The organism is Arthrobacter sp. 05L45_2, assembly GCF_056397525.1.
Map to the genome: position 1 here is coordinate 18,469 of NZ_JBFTNO010000006.1, position 19,037 is coordinate 37,505.

General features: G+C 66.3%; 21 protein-coding genes. 10 read left to right on the forward strand and 11 right to left on the reverse strand.

From position 1 onward, the window contains the following. The 6 genes from cpaB (at position 1) to AC1DHD_RS01230 (ending at position 5,860) form a co-directional block, all read left to right on the forward strand. The gene (cpaB, locus tag AC1DHD_RS01205) at positions 1-777 is read left to right on the forward strand and encodes a Flp pilus assembly protein CpaB (RefSeq protein ID WP_476877930.1); all 777 of its coding nucleotides are present in this window, start codon (positions 1-3) and stop codon (positions 775-777) included. Next, positions 774-1,970 carry a CpaE/TadZ family protein gene (locus AC1DHD_RS01210; RefSeq protein WP_476877931.1) on the forward strand — a complete coding sequence of 399 codons (1,197 nt, stop codon included), beginning with the start codon at positions 774-776 and terminating at the stop codon, positions 1,968-1,970. The genes cpaB and AC1DHD_RS01210 overlap by 4 nt, the downstream gene beginning before the upstream one ends. After that, on the forward strand, positions 1,967-3,484 hold the full coding sequence (locus AC1DHD_RS01215) for a CpaF family protein (protein WP_476877932.1): 1,518 nt from the start codon (positions 1,967-1,969) through the stop codon (positions 3,482-3,484). The genes AC1DHD_RS01210 and AC1DHD_RS01215 overlap by 4 nt, the downstream gene beginning before the upstream one ends. Before the next feature lie 7 nt (positions 3,485-3,491). Then, positions 3,492-4,424, forward strand: a complete 933-nt coding sequence (locus AC1DHD_RS01220; protein WP_476877933.1) for a type II secretion system F family protein — start codon at positions 3,492-3,494, stop codon at positions 4,422-4,424. Between the two features lie 7 nt (positions 4,425-4,431). After that, entirely contained in the window at positions 4,432-5,313 is an 882-nt protein-coding gene (locus tag AC1DHD_RS01225; RefSeq protein ID WP_476877934.1) for a type II secretion system F family protein, read from the forward strand. A gap of 85 nt (positions 5,314-5,398) precedes the next feature. Continuing rightward, complete coding sequence (locus tag AC1DHD_RS01230) at positions 5,399-5,860, forward strand: Hpt domain-containing protein (protein ID WP_476877935.1); 462 nt, start codon at positions 5,399-5,401, stop codon at positions 5,858-5,860. Here the strand turns inward: AC1DHD_RS01230 and AC1DHD_RS01235 are convergent. Then, positions 5,857-6,615, reverse strand: coding sequence for a response regulator transcription factor (locus AC1DHD_RS01235; RefSeq protein ID WP_476877936.1), 759 nt, complete (start codon positions 6,613-6,615; stop codon positions 5,857-5,859). The two genes, AC1DHD_RS01230 and AC1DHD_RS01235, sit on opposite strands and share 4 nt — an antisense overlap. A 253-nt stretch (positions 6,616-6,868) precedes the next feature. Between AC1DHD_RS01235 and AC1DHD_RS01240 the strand changes: the two genes are divergently transcribed. Beyond that, positions 6,869-8,494: a sensor histidine kinase gene (locus tag AC1DHD_RS01240; RefSeq protein ID WP_476877937.1), complete on the forward strand. Its 1,626-nt coding sequence runs from the start codon at positions 6,869-6,871 to the stop codon at positions 8,492-8,494. A gap of 6 nt (positions 8,495-8,500) precedes the next feature. On the opposite strand, the gene AC1DHD_RS01245 is transcribed toward AC1DHD_RS01240, so the two are convergent. From AC1DHD_RS01245 to AC1DHD_RS01280, 8 genes are all read right to left on the reverse strand, one after another. Continuing rightward, complete coding sequence (locus AC1DHD_RS01245) at positions 8,501-9,391, reverse strand: tRNA pseudouridine synthase A (RefSeq protein WP_476877938.1); 891 nt, start codon at positions 9,389-9,391, stop codon at positions 8,501-8,503. Between the two features lie 32 nt (positions 9,392-9,423). Continuing rightward, positions 9,424-10,113 (reverse strand): 50S ribosomal protein L17, sunset domain variant, encoded by a 690-nt coding sequence (rplQ, locus tag AC1DHD_RS01250; RefSeq protein ID WP_476877939.1) that lies wholly within the window; start codon positions 10,111-10,113, stop codon positions 9,424-9,426. A gap of 75 nt (positions 10,114-10,188) precedes the next feature. Next, on the reverse strand, positions 10,189-11,199 hold the full coding sequence (locus AC1DHD_RS01255; RefSeq protein WP_024366109.1) for a DNA-directed RNA polymerase subunit alpha: 1,011 nt from the start codon (positions 11,197-11,199) through the stop codon (positions 10,189-10,191). A gap of 125 nt (positions 11,200-11,324) precedes the next feature. Then, positions 11,325-11,726 (reverse strand): 30S ribosomal protein S11, encoded by a 402-nt coding sequence (gene rpsK / locus AC1DHD_RS01260; RefSeq protein WP_066436904.1) that lies wholly within the window; start codon positions 11,724-11,726, stop codon positions 11,325-11,327. Positions 11,727-11,826: 100 nt separating this feature from the next. Beyond that, positions 11,827-12,201: a 30S ribosomal protein S13 gene (gene rpsM, locus AC1DHD_RS01265; RefSeq protein ID WP_476877940.1), complete on the reverse strand. Its 375-nt coding sequence runs from the start codon at positions 12,199-12,201 to the stop codon at positions 11,827-11,829. A 185-nt stretch (positions 12,202-12,386) separates the two neighbouring features. Next, positions 12,387-12,500: a 50S ribosomal protein L36 gene (gene rpmJ / locus AC1DHD_RS01270; protein WP_009358722.1), complete on the reverse strand. Its 114-nt coding sequence runs from the start codon at positions 12,498-12,500 to the stop codon at positions 12,387-12,389. Between the two features lie 69 nt (positions 12,501-12,569). Continuing rightward, the gene (gene infA, locus AC1DHD_RS01275) at positions 12,570-12,791 is read right to left on the reverse strand and encodes a translation initiation factor IF-1 (RefSeq protein WP_009358723.1); all 222 of its coding nucleotides are present in this window, start codon (positions 12,789-12,791) and stop codon (positions 12,570-12,572) included. Positions 12,792-12,961: 170 nt separating this feature from the next. Next, positions 12,962-14,026: a P1 family peptidase gene (locus AC1DHD_RS01280; protein ID WP_476877941.1), complete on the reverse strand. Its 1,065-nt coding sequence runs from the start codon at positions 14,024-14,026 to the stop codon at positions 12,962-12,964. A 232-nt stretch (positions 14,027-14,258) separates the two neighbouring features. Here AC1DHD_RS01280 and AC1DHD_RS01285 point away from each other — a divergent pair, with 232 nt between their 5' ends. The 3 genes from AC1DHD_RS01285 (at position 14,259) to AC1DHD_RS01295 (ending at position 17,551) form a co-directional block, all read left to right on the forward strand. Continuing rightward, positions 14,259-15,212, forward strand: coding sequence for a carbohydrate ABC transporter permease (locus AC1DHD_RS01285; RefSeq protein ID WP_476877942.1), 954 nt, complete (start codon positions 14,259-14,261; stop codon positions 15,210-15,212). Beyond that, a complete protein-coding gene (locus tag AC1DHD_RS01290) occupies positions 15,209-16,126 on the forward strand; it encodes a carbohydrate ABC transporter permease (RefSeq protein ID WP_476877943.1) in 918 nt (305 codons plus the stop codon). The genes AC1DHD_RS01285 and AC1DHD_RS01290 overlap by 4 nt, the downstream gene beginning before the upstream one ends. A 78-nt stretch (positions 16,127-16,204) precedes the next feature. After that, entirely contained in the window at positions 16,205-17,551 is a 1,347-nt protein-coding gene (locus AC1DHD_RS01295; protein WP_476877944.1) for an ABC transporter substrate-binding protein, read from the forward strand. A gap of 95 nt (positions 17,552-17,646) precedes the next feature. Here the strand turns inward: AC1DHD_RS01295 and map are convergent, their stop codons facing one another. Continuing rightward, positions 17,647-18,474, reverse strand: coding sequence for a type I methionyl aminopeptidase (map, locus tag AC1DHD_RS01300; RefSeq protein WP_476877945.1), 828 nt, complete (start codon positions 18,472-18,474; stop codon positions 17,647-17,649). A 106-nt stretch (positions 18,475-18,580) separates the two neighbouring features. Beyond that, on the reverse strand, positions 18,581-19,037 hold a 457-nt coding region (locus AC1DHD_RS01305), incomplete at its 5' end, for a nucleoside monophosphate kinase (protein WP_476877946.1).

A 19,037-nucleotide genomic window follows, 5' to 3' on the forward strand; every position in this document is an offset into this window, starting at 1 on the left:
GTGAAGTCACGCGTATTGGCAGGAGTGGCCGCAGTGGTGCTGGCCATCGTCGGTGCCGTCCTCGTCGTCAGCTATGCCCAGGGCGCCGACTCGCGGGCCGTCCAGAATCTGGACCCGGTCAGCGTTCTGGTGGTGCAAAAGGCCGTCCCGGCCGGCACCCCCGTTTCGTCGCTCTCAGCGTTCGTCACTGCCCAGGAACTTCCTGGCAAAGCCGTCTCGAAATCGGCACTCCCGAATCTCGACGGCCAGGCCGGCAAGGTCACCGCTGTCGATCTGCTGCCGGGCGAGCAACTCGTCTCCGAGCGCCTGGTTCAGCCCCAGGACCTGAAAACCAGCGGGTCGGTGCAAATCCCCAAGGGACTCCAGGAAGTGTCCTTCCAGTTGGAACCCCAGCGGGTTGTCGGCGGACGACTTGCAGCTGGCGACCACGTTGGCATCTTCATCAATCTGAAGGACGGCGGCCTGGAGGCAAAGCCCGACAAGCAGACCACCCAGTTGACCGTCCATAAAGCCCTCGTGACCGCGGTGCAGCGTGCACCGTCAGCCACGCCCACCCCGCAGCCGTCAGCAAGCGGATCCGCGGCTCCGGGTGAAGACACCACGCTCCCTGTGGGCTCACTGATCATTACCGTGRCCGTCAACGATGTGGATGCCACGAAGATTGTCTACGCCTCGAATTTCACGGAAGTGGCGAGCATCTGGCTGAGCCGGGAACCGCTCGACGCCACAGACAGCGGCCGTCCCGGAATTGTCACCCGACCGGAGGTCTACAAGTGAGCCGCTTCGTTCTGATCACCCCCAACACCGACTTCGATGCGCGGGTCCGCCAGGCCGTTGCCGGCGGTTTGCCGGGCGGCGTCCAGACCTTCGCGTTCGTCAACCCGGCCAATCCCGGTGAACTCTTCGCCAACCTCAACCAGGAGCGCCCCGAGGTCCTCATCCTCGGCCCCGATGTTCCGATCGAGGACGCGCTGCGGCTCGCCACGGTGTTCGATGTCCAACTGCCGGAACTGAGCGTGATTCTGGTCGCCGAGGCCGACCCGGAGTTTGTGCTGCTCGCCATGCGCGCCGGGATCCGCGACATCCTCAGCCCCGCAGCGGACCCGGCCCAGATCCGGGTGCTGTTGGAACGCRCCTGCCAGTCTTATGCCAGCCGGACGCGGGGCACTGCAGTCCAGCAGCCGGACAGCAAGCCCAAGGGCCTCGTGATCGGTGTGTTCTCCCCCAAAGGCGGCGTCGGAAAGACCACCATCGCCACCAATATCGCCATCGGGCTGGGGCAAGTCGCGCCGATGGGGGTTGTGATCGTGGACCTGGACCTGCAGTTCGGCGATGTGGCCTCCGGCTTGTACCTGAATCCGGAACACACCGTCACCGATGCCGTCTCGGCGTCGGCCAGTCAGGACTCCCTGGTCCTCAAGGCCTTCCTCACGGTCCACCCCAGCAGCATCTACGCCCTGTGCGCTCCCCGGACCCCGGTGGAAGCTGACGACATCACCCCGCAGCAGGTCAGCCGGCTGATCGAGCAGCTCGCGCAGCAGTTCCAGTACGTCGTTGTCGACACCGCCCCGGGCCTGCCCGAAGTGGGACTCGCCGCCATGGAGCAATGCACCGACGTCGTCTGGGTCAGCGCCATGGACGTTCCCAGCATCCGTGGGCTCCGTTCGGGCCTGGGCATCCTGCGGCGCCTGGACCTGCTGCCGGAAACCCGCCACGTGGTCCTGAACATGGCCGACTCCAAGTCCGGTCTCAGCGTCCAGGACGTCGAGGCCACCATCGGTGCGCCGGTGGATGTGAGCATCCCGCGGTCCAAAGCCGTGGCGTACTCGACCAACCGCGGGATTCCGGTGCTGCAGGACGGGCGGAAGGACCCCGCGGTGAAAGGGCTGCGCCAGCTGGTGACCCGCTTCGATCCCGCCTGGCGGGCCACCGCGCAGAAGAAGCTGCACCGACGGGTGGTTGTCCAGTGAAACTCTCCGAGCGCCTCTCCGCTGCGGAAGCGGGACCGCAGTCCCGGCCGGCAACGCCGCCGCAGGCACCCTCCACCCCCTCCCCGTCCCCCACTCCTGCCGCCGGCTCAATCCGCAGGGAACCGTCACGGGCCGAGCCCTCGCGCCTGGCCGCGGCGGCCGCGGCGGCAGCTGCGGTATCCACGGAGCATCACGATCCGGCGCGAACCAAGGGCCAGCAGCCCGTGGACGCCTTCGCCGCGCTCAAGGAACGCGCTGCCACCGCCCTGTTCGAACGGATGGGAACCCGCTTCAACGATTCCGCGGTCACAGAAGACGAGCTCCGAGCCACCGCGCGCGACGAACTGATCCGGATCATCGACGCCGAACAGGTCCCGCTGTCCGGCGAGGAACGTACCCGGCTGGTCCGGGACGTCGCGGACGACGTGCTGGGCTACGGCCCGCTTCAGCGTCTCCTGGACGACCCCGCGGTTACCGAGATCATGGTCAACCGAATGGACCAGATCTACGTCGAGCGCAAAGGCCAGCTGACCCTGACCGATTCACGCTTCAGCTCCGAAGACCACCTCCGGAAAGTGATCGAACGCATCGTCTCCAAGGTTGGCCGGCGGATCGATGAGTCGTCGCCGCTGGTAGATGCCCGCCTCGAGGACGGTTCACGCGTCAACGCGGTCATCCCGCCCCTGGCCGTGGGCGGTTCCTCGCTGACCATCCGAAAGTTCAGCAAGGTTCCCCTCACGGTGCGCAACCTGATCGATTTCGGCACCCTCACCCCAGAGATGGCGGAGCTGCTGAACGCCTGTGTTCGGGCCAAACTGAACATCATCGTCTCCGGAGGCACCGGCACAGGAAAGACCACCCTGCTCAATGTCCTCTCCTCCTTCCTGCCGCACGACGAGCGGATCGTCACCATCGAGGACGCCGTCGAACTCCAGATCCAGCAGGAACACGTGGTGCGCCTCGAAAGCCGGCCGCCCAACACCGAAGGCAAGGGCGAGGTCACCATCCGCGACCTTCTSCGCAACTCSCTGCGTATGCGGCCGGACCGGATYGTGGTGGGCGAGGTCCGCGGCGGCGARTCCCTSGACATGCTCCAGGCGATGAACACCGGCCACGACGGYTCMCTCTCCACCGTSCACTCCAACTCGCCGCGCGACGCCGTCGCCCGCCTCGAAACGCTCGTGCTGATGGCCGGAATGGACCTGCCCCTGCGTGCCATCCGCGAGCAGATCGCCTCGGCGGTAAACCTGATCGTCCAGATCTCCCGGTTGCGGGACGGCACCCGCCGCATCACGCATGTGACCGAGGTCCAGGGCATGGAGGGGGACATCGTGACCCTCCAGGACGCTTTTGTGTTCGACTACTCCGCCGGAGTGGACGTTCACGGCCGGTTCCTCGGCAAGCCGGTGGCCACCGGGATCCGGCCCCGCTTCATCGACCGCTTCGAGGACCTCGGAATCTTCGTCTCCCCCGGCGTCTTCGCGGCGCCGCTCGCTCCGGCCGGGAAAGGGTGAGCGTTTCATGGCACTGACAGTCGGCGCACTCTTGCTGGCCGCTGCCCTCCTGCTGCTGGCCGTGGCGATCCTGTCGCCGGGAACCGCACGCGTCCCGCTGGACCGGAGGCGGCCCGTCGCGGCCGCGCAGGATTCCTCGCTGAGCCGCTTCGCAGGGTCCGCGGTCAGCATGGCCGATGGCTTCTTCGCCCAGCGTAAAGTCCGGCTCTTCAACCGGGATGCCCTGGAACAAGCCGGGCTGAGGATGGGCCAGGGCGATTTTTACGTGCTCCTGGCCGTCGRCGCCTTCGTGGCGGCCCTGGCCGGCTTCGTCGTCGGCGGTCTCCTGCTTGCCTTCCTGCTGGTCCTCCTTGCCCCGCTCGCCGGCCATCTGGTCCTCACGGTCCTGACCGGGAAACGCCGCGCCAAATTTGATGACCAGCTCAGCGACACCCTGCAGCTGCTGGCCGGCGGCCTGCGGRCCGGGCACAGCATCCTGCGCGCCATCGACGCCGCAGGCAGCGAATCCCAGAGCCCCACCGCCGAGGAGATGCGCCGGGTCATCACCGAAACCTCCCTGGGCCGCGACCTGCTGGCCTCCCTCAGCGACACAGCGGACCGGATGCGGAATGAAGACTTCGTCTGGATCGCGCAGGCCATCCAGATCAACCGCGAGGTTGGCGGCAACCTCGCCGAGGTGCTGGACCAGGTGAACGAAACCATCCGCGAGCGCAGCGAGATCAAGGGCCACATCAAGTCCCTCGCGGCCGAGGGCAAGTTCTCCGCGTACATCCTGATGGCCATGCCGGTGGGCATTGTGCTCATGCTGATGCTGGTCAACCCCGGGTACATGAACGTGATGTTCACCAACCCGCTGGGCTGGGGCATGATCGCGGCTTCCGTGATCCTGATGACGATCGGTGGTCTGTGGATGCGCAAGATCATCGACCTGAAGTTCTGAGGCGAGCATGAGTCCCCTCGTCCTGCTGGCCCTCCTGCTGATCTGCCTTCCGCTGGCCTACCTGGTGTGGTCGCTGCTGTCTGTGGACCGGAAGTCCCAGCGCGCCATCCGGCAGATGCTCGTCCAGGATGCCGGCCCCGCCGAAACCAGCGCCCCGCAGCACAAAGCCCTGCTGGAGCGCCTCGGCTACCGGCTGACGCCCCCGGCCTATATCCGGAAGCTGGACCGGCTGCTGTCCCTCGCCGGCCGCCCGGCCTCGCTCCCCCTCGGCCGGGTGCTCGCCGCCAAGCCGCTGCTGGGACTGGTCGGTGCGCTCCTGGGCCTGTGGCTGGCCAGCACCCCCGCGCCACTGCTGAAGCTGGTGGGCCTGTTCGTGATGCTCCTTGGCTACTTCATTCCGGACCTTCTCCTCTACAGCAAGGGCCAGGAGCGGCAGAAGATCATGCAGCTCGAACTGGCGAACACCCTGGACCAGATGCTGATCTCGGTCGAGGCCGGACTGGGGTTTGAAGGCGCCATGGCCCGCGCCGGAGAGAACGGCAAGGGCCCGCTGGCCGAGGAACTGGTCCGCACCCTGCAGGACATGCAGGTGGGCCGCAGCCGGCGGGAGTCCTACCAGGCCCTCGCGGCCCGGACAAACATCCCGGAGCTCCGCAGCTTCGTCCAGGCAGTCGTGCAGGCGGACACGTGCGGAATCGCCATCAGCCGGGTGCTCCGGATCCAGGCCAAGGTGATGCGGGTCAAGCGCCGCCAGCGGGCCGAGGAGAAGGCCATGAAGTTGCCGGTGACCATCCTGTTTCCCCTGCTGTTCTTCATCTTCCCGGTCCTTTTTATCGCAATTTTGGGACCCGCCGTGATCAACGCTATCCAGACATTCAGTGGCCACTGAGGACCGGACAAGGATAGCCGCAAGGTTTCCGCAGGATACCCGGCCGCCGGCGGCGTCGGTCCCGGACAGCGGGTACCGTAGTGGCATGTCCCTTTTAGCTGCTGGCCCCGACGACGGAATTGTGGGCACTCCGCTGTCCGCCGACGCCCCCGCCGCCGCCGGCGCAGGGCTGACGCTCCCCCAAGCCGGCGTCGCGCCGCTGGTGGACCCGGCCGCGCTGCAGGATCTGAGCGAGCAGTTGAACAGCACCGCCGTGGCCCAGGGCTTCGCCCGGGACTACGCCGAAATGTGGGACCAGCGGTATGACTCCCTGGCCGGGGCCCTGGACCGCCGGGACCAGGCGGCCGCGCTTGATGCCGTACTGAGCCTCAAGACGTCCTCGTCAATGGTCGGCGGCCTCCGGCTGGCCGAACTCGCCGGCCGGCTTGAAGCGGCCATCCGGGCCGGAAACCTTCAGTACGCCGAGTCCCTCCTGGGCGACGTTGCCGCGCGCGGCAGCGAAACCGTGGACGAACTGCAGTACAGCTACATCCACCAGGAACGCTAGGCGCGAAGTGGCGCCAGCCGGTAGCCGACGCCGCGCACCGTCTGGAGCCAGCGCGGATGTACCGGGTCCTCCCCCAGTTTGCGCCGCAGGTTGCCGATGTGCACCTCAACGGCACGCTCGTCGGATTCGCTGATGTACGCATCGGTCCGGTAATACTCGCCCCGCACCACCCGCACCAGCTCCGCCTTGGACTTCACGGCTCCGGCGCCGCGGAGGAGTGCGTGCAGGAGGTCGAACTCGCTGCGGGTCAGGGCCAGCGGCTCACCGTCGACGGCCACCGAGCGGGTGTCCGGATTCAGGGCAACACCGTTGTGCCGGAGGACCGTGTCGATCACAGCAGCAGGGGTGCCGGCCTGCGCCCCGGTCAGGGCGCCCTGGGTGTTGGTCCGCGGGCGGCGCATCATCGCCGCCACCCGGGCGCGGAGTTCGCGGGGACGGAAAGGCTTGGTCAAAAAGTCGTCGGCCCCGGTGTGCAGGGCCGTCAGGGTATCCAGCTCATCAGTGCGGGCGGTCAGCATGACGATATAGGCGTCGCTGAATTGCCGGATCCGCCGCAGCACCTCAAAGCCGTCGATGTCCGGCAGGCCCACGTCCAGCGTGACGACGCTGGCTTCCCGGCGCCGGACGACGTCGACTCCCTCTCGGCCCTCGCCGGCCGAATGCACCTCAAAGCCGGCCTGCCGGAGCACCGCTTCCACCAGGTTGCGAACGTCCGCATCGTCCTCAACAACGACGGCCACCCCAAGGTCAGTCATGCCACCCTCACAATCGATGCTGTCCCAAGGGACACGGTTTGCGCACTTATTGCCACCATACCGATCGGCGGCAGGGATTCCAGTCCGCGGCGCAGAAATAGGGCAACAAAAATCCGACTAGTGTCAAGCAGCTATGACAGCCATGTAAACTCCAGATGCGAGGAAGGGGCGCCTGTCATTGGATAACCAACGGTTGTTTCGTGGCCCAAACCTGTCCCGTCCCTTCGGGGATCTGAAACCCCGATCGCGGGTCGTGGCCAGCCAGCTGCCGCTCACGGCGCTCCTGGCCGCCGGCTTGGCTGCTGCACCCGCCGCGTGGGCGCTGCACCTGGCCACCGGCTGGGGCCAGGCGGCACTGGCCATCCATGCCGTCGTAGCACTGGCCTGCATCACGGTCCCGTGGCATCGGCTTCCGGCCCTCGCTCCGCTGGCCATTCCCGTGGTGGACCTGGCCGCCATAGGCTTCAGCCGGGCAGCGGCTGCCGATGAACTCCCGGGCCTGGGTGTCCTGTCGGTCCTGCCCATCGTCTGGATCTCCGCCTCACGGCTCTCCCCCGCCGTCGCATTGCCCCTCAGTTTCCTCGGCCCACTGGCAGCCGGCCTGCCCTGGCTCTTCGCCGCGGCAGCCGAGGACCGTGCGGGCCGGATTGCCACAGTGGTGCTCCTGGCACTGATGACCCTGTCCGTTGGGCTGGCCATGCAATACGCCAAGGCCCAACTGCGGCGCCAGCAGCGCAAGGTGTTGGCCAAGGAGGCCGAGCTCCAGGCCCTGCTCACTCAAAGCCGCGAACGCGAAGGGCTGCTGAACACCATCCTGGATACGGTCGACGTCGGCATTGTGGCCGTCGGTGCCGACGGCCGGCGGTTGCTGACCAACAGCTGGCAGGCCCGGCTGGAGGCCTCCGCGGTGCCCGGCGGCCACCCCGGACCGCCCGGACCGGCCGACCCCGCAGATCCCGATTGGGACGACCGGCTCCTGCTGGCCGGACCGGACCAGTCCACGCCCCTGCCGCCGCACCGGCGCCCGCTCCGCAGGGCCCTTGACGGCGAATCCTTCGCGGACCACCTGGTCTGCTTCGGGGAAGCCCCCGGGAGCCGGGTGGTGTCCACGGGTGCCCGGCCGCTGCAGAACGACGACGGCGACTTCCGCGGCGCCGTCGTCGTGTACAACGAGGTCACGGGCCTGGTCAACGCCCTCGCCGCGAAGGAGGACGTCGTCGCCACCGTCTCGCACGAGTTCCGGACACCCTTAACCTCGATCATCGGCAATCTGGACCTGGTCCTGGGAGACGAACTGCCGCCGCCGGTCCTCCGCCGGATCGAAGTGGCGCAGCGCAATGCCGAACGGCTGCTGTCGCTCGTCTCGGACCTCCTGATGTCCGCCAGCTCGGCGGTCCACATCCATCCCCGCAGGACCGACCTCGCCGGCCTGGTGGAGGCCAGCCTCGGCTCCGCGCAGGCGCATGCGCACGCGTCCCGGGTAACGCTGGCCATGGACGTGCCCGCGCCGTTGTGGGCGAACGTGGACCCGCTGCGGATCAGCCAGGCGCTGGACAACCTCGTCTCCAACGCGATCAAGTATTCGCCCGACGGTGGAGAGGTGACAGTCTCTGCCCGGGCGGAAGACGGACGGGTGCTCCTTGCGGTCGAGGACAGCGGGATCGGCATGACGGCGGCCGACGCAGAGAAGGTCTTTACCCGATTCTTCCGGAGCCCGGCGGTGCGGGAGGGCGCGATCCCCGGGGCCGGGCTCGGCCTGTCCATCACCRAGGCCATCGTGGAGGGCCACGGCGGGTCCATTACGTGCAGCACGCTCCCCGGGCACGGGAGCACCTTCACCATGGAACTGCCGGCCGAGGGCACACCCCGTCCGTTCTAGCGGTCCCTAGCTGCGGCGGGCGCGCGTCAGCTCGGCCCGTGCCAGCAATCCGCTGGCCGACGGGTACGCCACTTCTTCAAGGACCAGCGGGTGCGGGGCGGCCAGCACTGACCGGGCATCACGCTGCCGGGCAATGAGCCGCTCGTACAGCCATTCCGGCCGTTCCGCCCCGGCCCCAACCACCAGAGCCGAGCCCACCAGTGACCGGACCATGTTGTGGCAGAACGCGTCCGCCTGCACCGTGACCACTATGACCCCGTCGGTGCCCCTCGCAAACTCAAACCGCTGCAGTTCCCGGATGGTGGTGGAACCCTCCCGCGGCTTGCAGTACGACCGGAAGTCCTGCAGCCCCAGCAACCGGGAGGCGCCGTCGTTGAGGAGGCCGGTATCCAGCTGCTCCTTGTGCCACAACGTCGCATGCCGGCCCAGCGGGTCCCACAATGCGGGCCCGTCGGCGATCCGATAGCTGTAGCGCCGCCACAGGGCCGAGAAGCGTGCGTCGAAGCCTTCAGGAGCCACCGCCGCCCGGTGCACCTCGATCGACCCGCTGAGATCGCCCAGGCCCCGGCTGAGAGCACCCCTCAGCCGCCGGAGGAGCGCGACGGCGGGGTCCAGTTCCGCGCCGCGGCTCAGGCTGCGCCACTCGGTCTCGGCCAGGTCCAGGTGCACCACCTGCCCCCTAGCGTGCACGCCGGCGTCGGTCCGGCCGGCTACGGTGACCCGGACCGGGCGGCGGATCAGGAGGGCCAGCGCCTCCTCCAGGACGCCTTGCACCGTGAGGCGCCCGGGCTGCAGCGCCCACCCGCTGAAGGGGCCGCCGTCGTAGGACAAGTCCAGCCGGATACGCAAAAACCCGCCGCCCCCCAATACGGGGGCAGCGGGTTTGAGCTCGTTCATAGACCTAAGTCTACTGTGGCGCGGGAGCCAGACTACTCAGCTTCGACAGCCTGTGCAGCCTCGCCGCCGGCCGGCGCGAAGCCTGCAGCCTGGGCCGACTCAGCGGAGTCGAACCAAACTTCAGCGGTCGTGGCGTCGTACCAGCGCGAACCCGGAACGTGGAACTTCATCGAGTCCTCGTTGCCCTTGACCTCGAAGCCCTCGGGGGCAGCGCCGTCAGCGGTAGCAGGCTTGGAGCCCGCGTACTTGGCTTCGGCAGCTTCGGTCTCGGCAACTTCAGTCTCAGCGGGAGCTTCCTCGGCGGCCGGAGCAGCCTTGGTTGCAGCCTGGGTAGCCTCGGCTACGACGGCCTGCTTGGCGGAAACCGGCTCGAGAACCAGTTCGATGACAGCCATGGGAGCGTTGTCGCCCTTGCGGTTGCCGATCTTGGTGATGCGGGTGTAGCCGCCATCGCGGTTCTCCACTGCCTGTGCAATGTCGGTGAACAGCTCGTGGACGACGCCCTTGTTGCTGATCAGGCCGAGCACACGACGGCGGGAAGCCAGGTCGCCACGCTTGGCGAAAGTCACCAGGCGCTCGGCGTACGGCTTCAGTCGCTTGGCCTTGGTCACCGTGGTGGTGATCCGCTTGTGCTCGAACAGTGCGGCTGCCAGGTTCGCGAGCATCAGACGCTCGTGAGCCGGGCCGCCTCCGAGGCGCGGACCCTTAGTGGGGGTAGGCATAACTATTTCTCCTCATATGGAAGCCGGCGGGCTGTGCACGCTGCGGTGCGTCCAGCCTGCTGGCCAAGATCTGTTTTAGAGCTCGTCGTCGCTGAAAGCGGCGTCGTCCTCTTCGATGGCTGCGGCGCGGGCTGCGAGGTCAAAACCGGGAGGGGAATCCTTGAGGGACAGACCCAGTTCAACGAGCTTCGCCTTGACCTCATCGATGGACTTCGCACCGAAGTTGCGGATGTCCATCAGGTCAGCCTCGGAGCGGGCAACGAGTTCACCCACGGTGTGGATGCCCTCACGCTTGAGGCAGTTGTAGGAACGGACGGTGAGGTCCAGATCCTCGATCGGCAGTGCCATGTCAGCTGCCAGGGCAGCGTCCGTCGGCGACGGGCCAATCTCGATACCTTCAGCTGCCGTGTTCAGCTCGCGGGCCAGACCGAACAGTTCCACCAGGGTGGTACCGGCCGAAGCAACCGCATCGCGCGGGGCGATGGCCTGCTTGGTCTCGACGTCGACAATGAGCTTGTCGAAGTCGGTGCGCTGCTCAACACGGGTGGCTTCCACGCGGAAAGTAACCTTCAGCACCGGCGAGTAGATCGAGTCGACCGGGATGCGGCCGATCTCGGAGTCGCCGGACTTGTTCTGAGCTGCCGAAACGTAGCCACGGCCGCGTTCGATGGTCAGTTCGAGTTCGAACTTGCCCTTCGAGTTCAGCGTGGCGATGTGCAGATCCGGGTTGTGGAATTCGACGCCGGCCGGCGGAGCGATGTCCGCGGCGGTGACGACTCCCGGGCCCTGCTTGCGCAGGTAGGCAACAACCGGCTCGTCGTGCTCGGAGGAGACCGACAGGTTCTTGATGTTCAGGATGATCTCGGTGACATCTTCCTTGACACCCGGAACCGTGGTGAACTCGTGCAGCACGCCATCGATCCGGATGCTCGTGACAGAGGCACCGGGGATGGAGGAGAGCAGGGTACGGCGGAGGGAGTTTCCGAGGGTGTAACCGAAGCCCGGTTCCAGCGGTTCAATGATGAAACGGGAACGGTTATCGGAGACGACCTCTTCGGAGAGGGTGGGGCGCTGTGCAATGAGCACTTAGGTTTCCTTTCGGCGAGCATCCGCTATATGACGCAACACAGGTGGTGGAAAGATCGGTCTGGAGACTTAACGCGGCTGGGCTTGCCCGGACCGGCAAGGTCCGGGCAAGCTCCGGTTAGGTCTTAGACGCGGCGGCGCTTCGGGGGGCGGCAGCCGTTGTGCGCGCTGGGGGTTACATCCTGGATGGATCCAACCTCGAGGCCAGCGGCCTGCAGCGAACGGATGGCCGTCTCGCGTCCGGAGCCCGGACCCTTGACGAATACGTCGACCTTGCGCATGCCGTGCTCCTGCGCACGCTTTGCGGCGGCTTCGGCGGCCATCTGGGCGGCGAACGGAGTGGACTTGCGGGAGCCCTTGAAGCCAACTTCACCGGACGAGGCCCAGGAGATGACGGCACCGCTCGGATCCGTGATGGAAACGATGGTGTTGTTAAAGGTGCTCTTGATGTGCGCCTGGCCCAGCGCGATATTCTTCTTGTCCTTCTTACGCGGCTTGCGAACCGCGCCACGAGTCTTCGGGGGCATTTTTTCTCCTACAGAAAGTTATTGGGGAAGTCCGTTTAAGGGGCCCACACTTGCCGGGTTCCTTGAAATCGCGCCAGCGATTTTAGGGAGCAAGTGGGGATTAACGGGTCTTCTTCTTGCCGGCGACGGTACGCTTCGGGCCCTTGCGGGTACGGGCGTTGGTCTTCGTACGCTGACCGCGTACGGGCAGGCCCTTGCGGTGACGCAGGCCTTCGTAGCTGCCGATCTCGACCTTGCGGCGGATGTCAGCGGCTACCTCGCGGCGAAGGTCACCCTCAACCTTGTAGTTGCCTTCAATGTAGTCACGCAGCTGGACCAGCTCGGCGTCGGTCAGGTCCTTGACCCGAACGTCAGCGCTGATGCCGGTGGCAGCCAGGGTTTCGTGTGCACGGGTCTTGCCCACGCCGTAGATGTAAGTAAGCGCAATTTCCAGCCGCTTTTCGCGGGGAATGTCTACGCCAGCGAGACGAGCCATAGTGGCAGTGCTCCTTGAATAAACCGGAGGTCGTAGGCAGTACACCCGTAGAATCCGTACGGCCCCAGCCTCCGACCGGGGGTTAGCTGTCCGGACTCGTTAGTGCTCAATGTCCCAGATCAGCTTGTGCTGCCTTTTTATTTACTTGCGTGGGTTAGCAACCCAGGGATTTCCGGTGAGGGAAATTAGCCCTGGCGCTGCTTGTGGCGCGGGTTCTCGCAGATCACCATGACCCGGCCATTACGGCGGATCACTTTGCACTTTTCGCAGATCTGCTTGACGCTCGGCTTGACCTTCATGGCGTTCCTTTGCGTGTTGCAGTTGGTCAGCTGGAACGGCCCTTGGCTGTTGCCTCGGCCGCCCAGTGTTTATTTGTAGCGGTAGACGATACGACCACGTGTCAGGTCGTAAGGGCTCAGCTCCACCACTACCCGGTCCTCAGGGAGAATCCTGATGTAGTGCTGGCGCATCTTTCCAGAGATGTGTGCCAGAACGATGTGCTTGTTGGTGAGCTCAACGCGAAACATCGCGTTAGGCAGCGCCTCAGTCACAACGCCCTCGATCTCAATGACCCCGTCCTTCTTGGCCATACCCTCCGCTAACTGTTGTTGCCGCAGCCCCTCCGGCTTGCACCGACGATCACTGCGGACGTTTTTTTGATTGCTTGGCTGCAGCCGCCGGGCCACAAAAGGGCACAACAGGGCAGACAACCAACAGTCAACACTACGGCATTGCGGGCCGAATGTTAAATCCAGCCATGCTAGCGCACTCCGCCGCCGTATGCACGAAACCGCCCCGCCGGGGTCTCCACCCCGGCCGCCGCGGCCACCCCGTCCAGGATGGCCAGCCGTACGACGTCGGCGGCCGCGCTCTGCAGGGTAATCAGGCTCGCCTGCCGGGTGGCCTCGGTACTGCGGTCCAGTGGTACGGCCCCGGTCGCCAGCGCAAACACGGTATCGCCGTCGGCCAGAGTGTGGCTTGGATTGAGGGCCCGGGCGAGGCCGGCGTGGGCTGCCGATGCGGTGCGCTTGCACTCGGCTTTGTCCAGGACGGCGTTGGTCGCGACGACGACGAGCGTGGTGTTCAGCGCCGGCGGCGGGCCATGCCCGGCCGGCGGCGCATCCGAAACCCTCCGCGTGCTCGCTCGTTCCTCGCTTAGACGCACGCTTCCGGGTTCCGGATGTGCCGCCAGCTCCGGTTCCGTGTCACCCTCGGGTTCGACCCGTTGCGGCGATGAGCTGAACGGCAGTCCCAGCGCATTCACCACCACTATTGCGCCGACGACGACCGGGCCGTCGGGCGAGATGTTGTTCAAGGTGATCGAGGCTGTGCCTATTCCTCCCTTGTACTGTCCCCTGCCTATCAGGGCGCCGGTGCCCGCCCCGGCGTTGCCGCGTTCGACGTCGTGCCCGTCCTTGCGGGCCCCGGCGTCGACGGCGGCCGCGTACCCCATGTCGGCGTCGGGTCGGGCAGCGAAGTCGCCGCCGCGCCCCAGATCGAAGATCGCCGCGGCCGGGACGATCGGCACCACGCCTCCGGGGACGGCAAACCCGCGCGCCTGTTCCTCGCACCAGCGCTGGACACCGTGGGAGGCGGACAGCCCGTAGGCACTCCCGCCGGTCAGGACCACGGCGTCGACGGCGCTGGTCAGGGTGGTCGGGTCGAGGGCATCCGTCTCATGTGTTCCCGGGCCGCCGCCGCGCACGTCCACCGATCCGACGGTTCCGGGCGGGGGCAGCACCACCGTCACGCCGCTCAACCATCCGTCGCCGATCCTCGAGGCATGGCCCACCCGGACACCGGGCACGTCCGTAATAGCTGTCATGGCTCCATTGTGTCCCGCTGGCCGGCGAAAACAGGTGCCACCTTCTCCCGGAACGCCGGCGAACGTTATGGAATACTGCAACCAACAACAGGTAAACGGGCAAGGAAGCCTGACATAACAAAGCTCTGACAAGGCCTTGTGCGGGGTTCCACCCATTCACCGTGTGGTGAAGTATTCATGGTCCCCCGCCCAACCGCCTGCCACCGGCAGGCCCGGATCCGTTAGAGACCCTATGACTAGACAACTGACCGACAGCCCCGTGCGCTCTGCAGCAGCGGCCGTCACGCAGGGCCCGCGCCGGGGACGCTGGTCCGCCCGGACCCGCAGGGACTTCCTCGTCTTCCTCGCGCTGGCCCTCCCGAACCTGGCCCTGATCGCGGTATTTACCTACCTGCCGCTGATCAACAACATCTACTACTCCACGCTCGACTGGACGCTGGGATCCGCCTCCGCCACGGTGGTCGGGTTCGAGAACTACATCAACTTCTTCACCAGCGCCGACGCCCCCAAGGTGCTCGGAACCACTGCCATCTTCACCGTCGTCACTGTCGGCGGATCCATGGTGCTCGGACTGCTGGTGGCCCTCGCCCTGAACTCCAAGGTCCGCGGCACCACCTTCGCCCGGTCCGCGGTCTTCGCGCCCTACGTGCTCAGCGGCGTCGGCGTCGGCCTGGTGTGGCTGTTCATCTTCGACCCCGGTTATGGCGTGCTCGCTTGGCTGCTGCGCGGGATCGGGCAGCAGAGCCCGCAGTGGATCAACGACCCCCAGCTCTCCCTGGTCATGGTGATCATCGTCTACGTCTGGAAGAACCTCGGCTACTGTGCGGTGGTCTACCTCGCCGGCCTGCAGTCCCTTCCGCAGGACGTGATGGAGGCCGCCTCCCTGGACGGCGCGAACGGTTTCCGCCGGTTCATCAGCATGTCCGTCCCGCTGCTGTCCCCCACCACGTTCTTCCTGCTCATCACCACCATGCTCAGCTCGCTGCAGGCCTTCGACCTGATCCGGATCATGACCCCGCTGGGCAACGGCACGTCCACCCTGATCTACGAGGCCTACCTGCAGGCCTTCGGGGCGTTCAACCGCGCCGGCTACTCGGCATCCATTTCCGTGGTGCTCTTCGCGATCCTCCTGATCATCACCGTGCTGCAGGTGCGGTTCGTCGAACGGAAGGTGCACTACTCGTGAGCACGCTCTCCCCCGTGAATCCCGATCCCGCCGCGTCCGCATCCGGACCCGACGCTCCGCTTCCGCGGCACCGGCCGTTCTCCCGCGCCAACCTGGCCCAGACCATCGCCGGCGGCTACGTTCCCCTGGTCCTCGCCACGCTGGTGGTGGTGGTCCCCCTGCTCTGGATGGTGCTGAGCTCCTTCAAGCAGCCCGGTGAGATCGTCACGACCGACCTGAAGATCCTGCCGCAGGGACTGAACCTGGAGAACTACCACGTGGCGATGACCACGGTGCCGTTCGCACAGTTCTTCGTCAACAGCCTGATTGTGACCACGGTAGGCGCAACGGTGAAGGTGATCCTGGCGATCCTGACGGCCTACGCCCTGGTTTTCGTCCGGTTTCCCTTCAAGAACGTCATCTTCATCCTGATCCTGGTGGCGCTGATGGTGCCGCCGCAGGTGTCCATCCTGCCGAACTACATCCTGATCGCCGGAATGGGCGGGAAGAACACCCTGTGGGGCATCATCCTTCCCGGGCTCGGCACCGCCTTCGGCACGTTCCTGCTCCGCCAGCACTTCATGACCCTGCCCAGCTCCATCCTGGAGGCCGCCGAAATCGACGGCGCCGGACACTGGCGCCGCCTCTGGCAGGTGGTGGTCCCGGTCTCCGGTCCTTCCATCGCCACCGTCGCCCTCGTGACCGTGGTGAGCGAATGGAACGACTACATCTGGCCGCTCATCATCACCGACCGCCCGGAAACCATGACGCTGCCGGTGGGCCTGACCCTGCTGCAGAACTCGGAAGGCAACGGCTCGGGCTGGGGCATCCTGATGGCCGGAGCGGTCCTGGTGATTGTTCCGATCCTGCTGGTCTTCGCGGCCCTGCAGCGCTACATCGTGGCCGGCCTCACCCAGGGCAGCGTCACCGGGTAAGCCACGGCCCGCCAGAGACCCCACCGACCCCGTACCTAATACAGCACACCACGTCAGCACGTTTTGAGAGGATCCACCATGGCAACAAACCTTAATCGCAGACACTTCCTGGGCCTGGCCGGGGCGGGTGCCGGCACGGCGGCACTGGCCGCCTGCGGAGGCCCGTCCACGGGCGGCGGCACCGGAGCCTCGGAGACCAAGGACGTCGACTTCAGCGGCGTCAAACCCGCCTCCTCCTTCGACTTCTGGACCAGCCACCCCGGCAAGTCCCAGGACGTCGAGAAGGCAATCATCGACAAATTCCAGGCGAAGTTCCCGGACATCAAGGTCAACCTGATCACCGCCGGGGCCAACTACGAGGAAATCGCGCAGAAGTTCCAGACCTCCCAGGCAGCGAAGTCCGCCCTGCCCGGCCTGGTGGTGCTCTCCGACGTCTGGTGGTTCCGCTACTTCACCAACGGAAACATCATCCCGCTGGACAGTGCGATCAAGCAGCTGGACATCAAGGTGGACGACTTCCAGAAGTCCCTCGTCGCGGACTACCAGTACGCCGGGAAACAGTGGGCGCTCCCCTACGGCCGTTCCACCCCGCTGTTCTACTACAACAAGGATCACTTCAAGGCGGCGGGCCTGCCGGACCGCGCGCCGAAGACCTGGCAGGAGTTCAGCGAGTGGGCGCCCAAGCTCAAGGCCAGCTCCGGCGCCCAGTACGCCTACATCTAYCCSGCMCTGGCCGGRTACGCCGGCTGGACCCTGCAGAACAACCTGTGGGGCTGGGGCGGCAGCTGGTCCAACGAGTGGACCATGAACTGTGATTCCCCCGAGTCGGTTGCGGCGTTGCAGTGGGCCCAGGACTCGATCTACAAGGACAAGTGGGCCGGCGTCTCGTCCAAGGAGGCCGCGGATGACTTTGCCGCCGGCATCACCTCGGCAACCATCGCCTCCACCGGGTCCCTGCTCGGCGTTCTCAGCTCCGCTAAGTTCAACGTGGGCGTCGGCTTCCTSCCGGGCGGYCCGAAGAAGGARASCGGWGTCTGCCCCACCGGCGGCGCCGGSCTSGGCATCCCCAGCGGYGTCAGCAAGGARGTCCAGCTCGCKGCSGCGACMTTCCTSAAGTTCATGACCGAGCCGGAGAACACCGCCGCCTTCTCGGCCGCCACCGGTTACATGCCCACCCGGACGTCCGCTGACATGACCGCCGTCTTGGCCAAGACACCGCAAATCAAGACGGCCATCGACCAGCTCGCCGTGACCCACGTCCAGGACAACGCCCGTGTCTTCCTGCCGGGCGCGGACCAGGAGATGGCCAAGGCCGCCGCAAAGATCCTCACCCAGCAGGGCGACGTCAAGGCAACCATGACCGAGCTGAAGGCCACCCTGGAAGGCATCTACACCAAGGACGTGAAGCCGAAGCTCAAGAGCTGATCCGGCCCGCGACACACAAAATCCCTGGCGCTACCGGACTTCCGGTAGCGCCAGGGATTTTTGGCGTCGAGGGGAAACCGCACGTCGAAGCGGCTTCAGGGGATCGGGACGGGCACGACGCCGAGCGGCGCCAGTTTCGCGGCGCCGCCGTCGGGTGCTGAAAGGACCCAGATGCCCTTTTCGTGCACCGCCACGGAGTGTTCCCACTGGCACGAGCGCTTGCCGTCGGTGGTCACCACGGTCCAGTCGTCCTCCAGGGTGGCAGTCTCGATACCGCCGCGGACCAGCATGGGCTCGATGGCCAGGCACAGACCGGGGCGGATCTTGGGCCCGCGGTGGCTGGTGCGGTAGTTCAGCACGTCCGGTGCCATGTGCATCTCGGAGCCGATCCCGTGGCCTACATAGTCCTCCAGTATGCCCAGCGGTTTGCCCGGGGCGTTGGAGACGTAGTCGTCCACGGCGTTGCCGATGTCACCGACGAATTTTCCGGTGGCCAGTGCCGCGATGCCGCGCCACATGGCTTCCTCGGTGACGTCGGAGAGCCGCTGGTCCTCGGGGTCAGCAGTGCCGACGATGACCGTCCGTGCAGAGTCGGAGTGCCACCCGTCCACGATCGCGCCACCGTCAATGGAGATGATGTCCCCGTCCTGGAGCACGCGGTCGCCCGGGATCCCGTGCACCACTTCCTCGTTGACCGAGGTGCAGATGGTGGCCGGGAACCCGTGGTAACCGAGGAAGTTGGACTTGGCGCCTGCCTCGTGCAGCACGCCGGCGAATACGGCGTCGATGTCGCGGGTGCTGACTCCGGGCACGGCTGCCGCGACAGCGGCGTCCAGCGCGCGGCTGAGAACCAGCCCGGCCTCGTGCATGGTCCGCATCTGGGCGTTGGTCTTGTATTCAATGCGGGGCTGGCCGAATGCCATCGTCAGCGTCCTTTCGGTGGTGCCGCGGCCCGGGGCGGGCGTGCGGACAAATGGCTGAGGCTCCTCCCGGCGGTGCGGGAGGAGCCTCGTGAGTCGTGGGCCTGGATCAGGCCGACTGGGCCGCCTTGATGGCCTGCATCACGCGGTCGGTGACCTCGTCGATGCCGCCAATGCCGTCGACCTGGGTGAGGATGCCGCGGTCGGCGTACTTGGCCACCACGGCTTCGGTCTGGCCGTGGTACAGGTCCAGGCGGTGCCGGATAACGGCTTCGTTGTCGTCGCTGCGGCCGGTGTCCTTGGCGCGGCCCAGGAGGCGGGTGACGAGTTCCTCGTCGTCGGCCGTGAGCTGCAGGACGACGTCGAGCTTCTGGTCACCGTCGGCGAGGATCGAATCGAGGTAGTCCACCTGCGCGGTGGTGCGCGGGTAGCCATCCAGCAGGAAGCCGGCTTCGACGTCGGATTCCGTGAGGCGGTCGCGGACCATCTTGTTGGTCACGCTGTCCGGGACGAAGTCCCCGGCGTCCATGTACTTCTTGGCTTCGATGCCGAGCGGCGTCTCACCC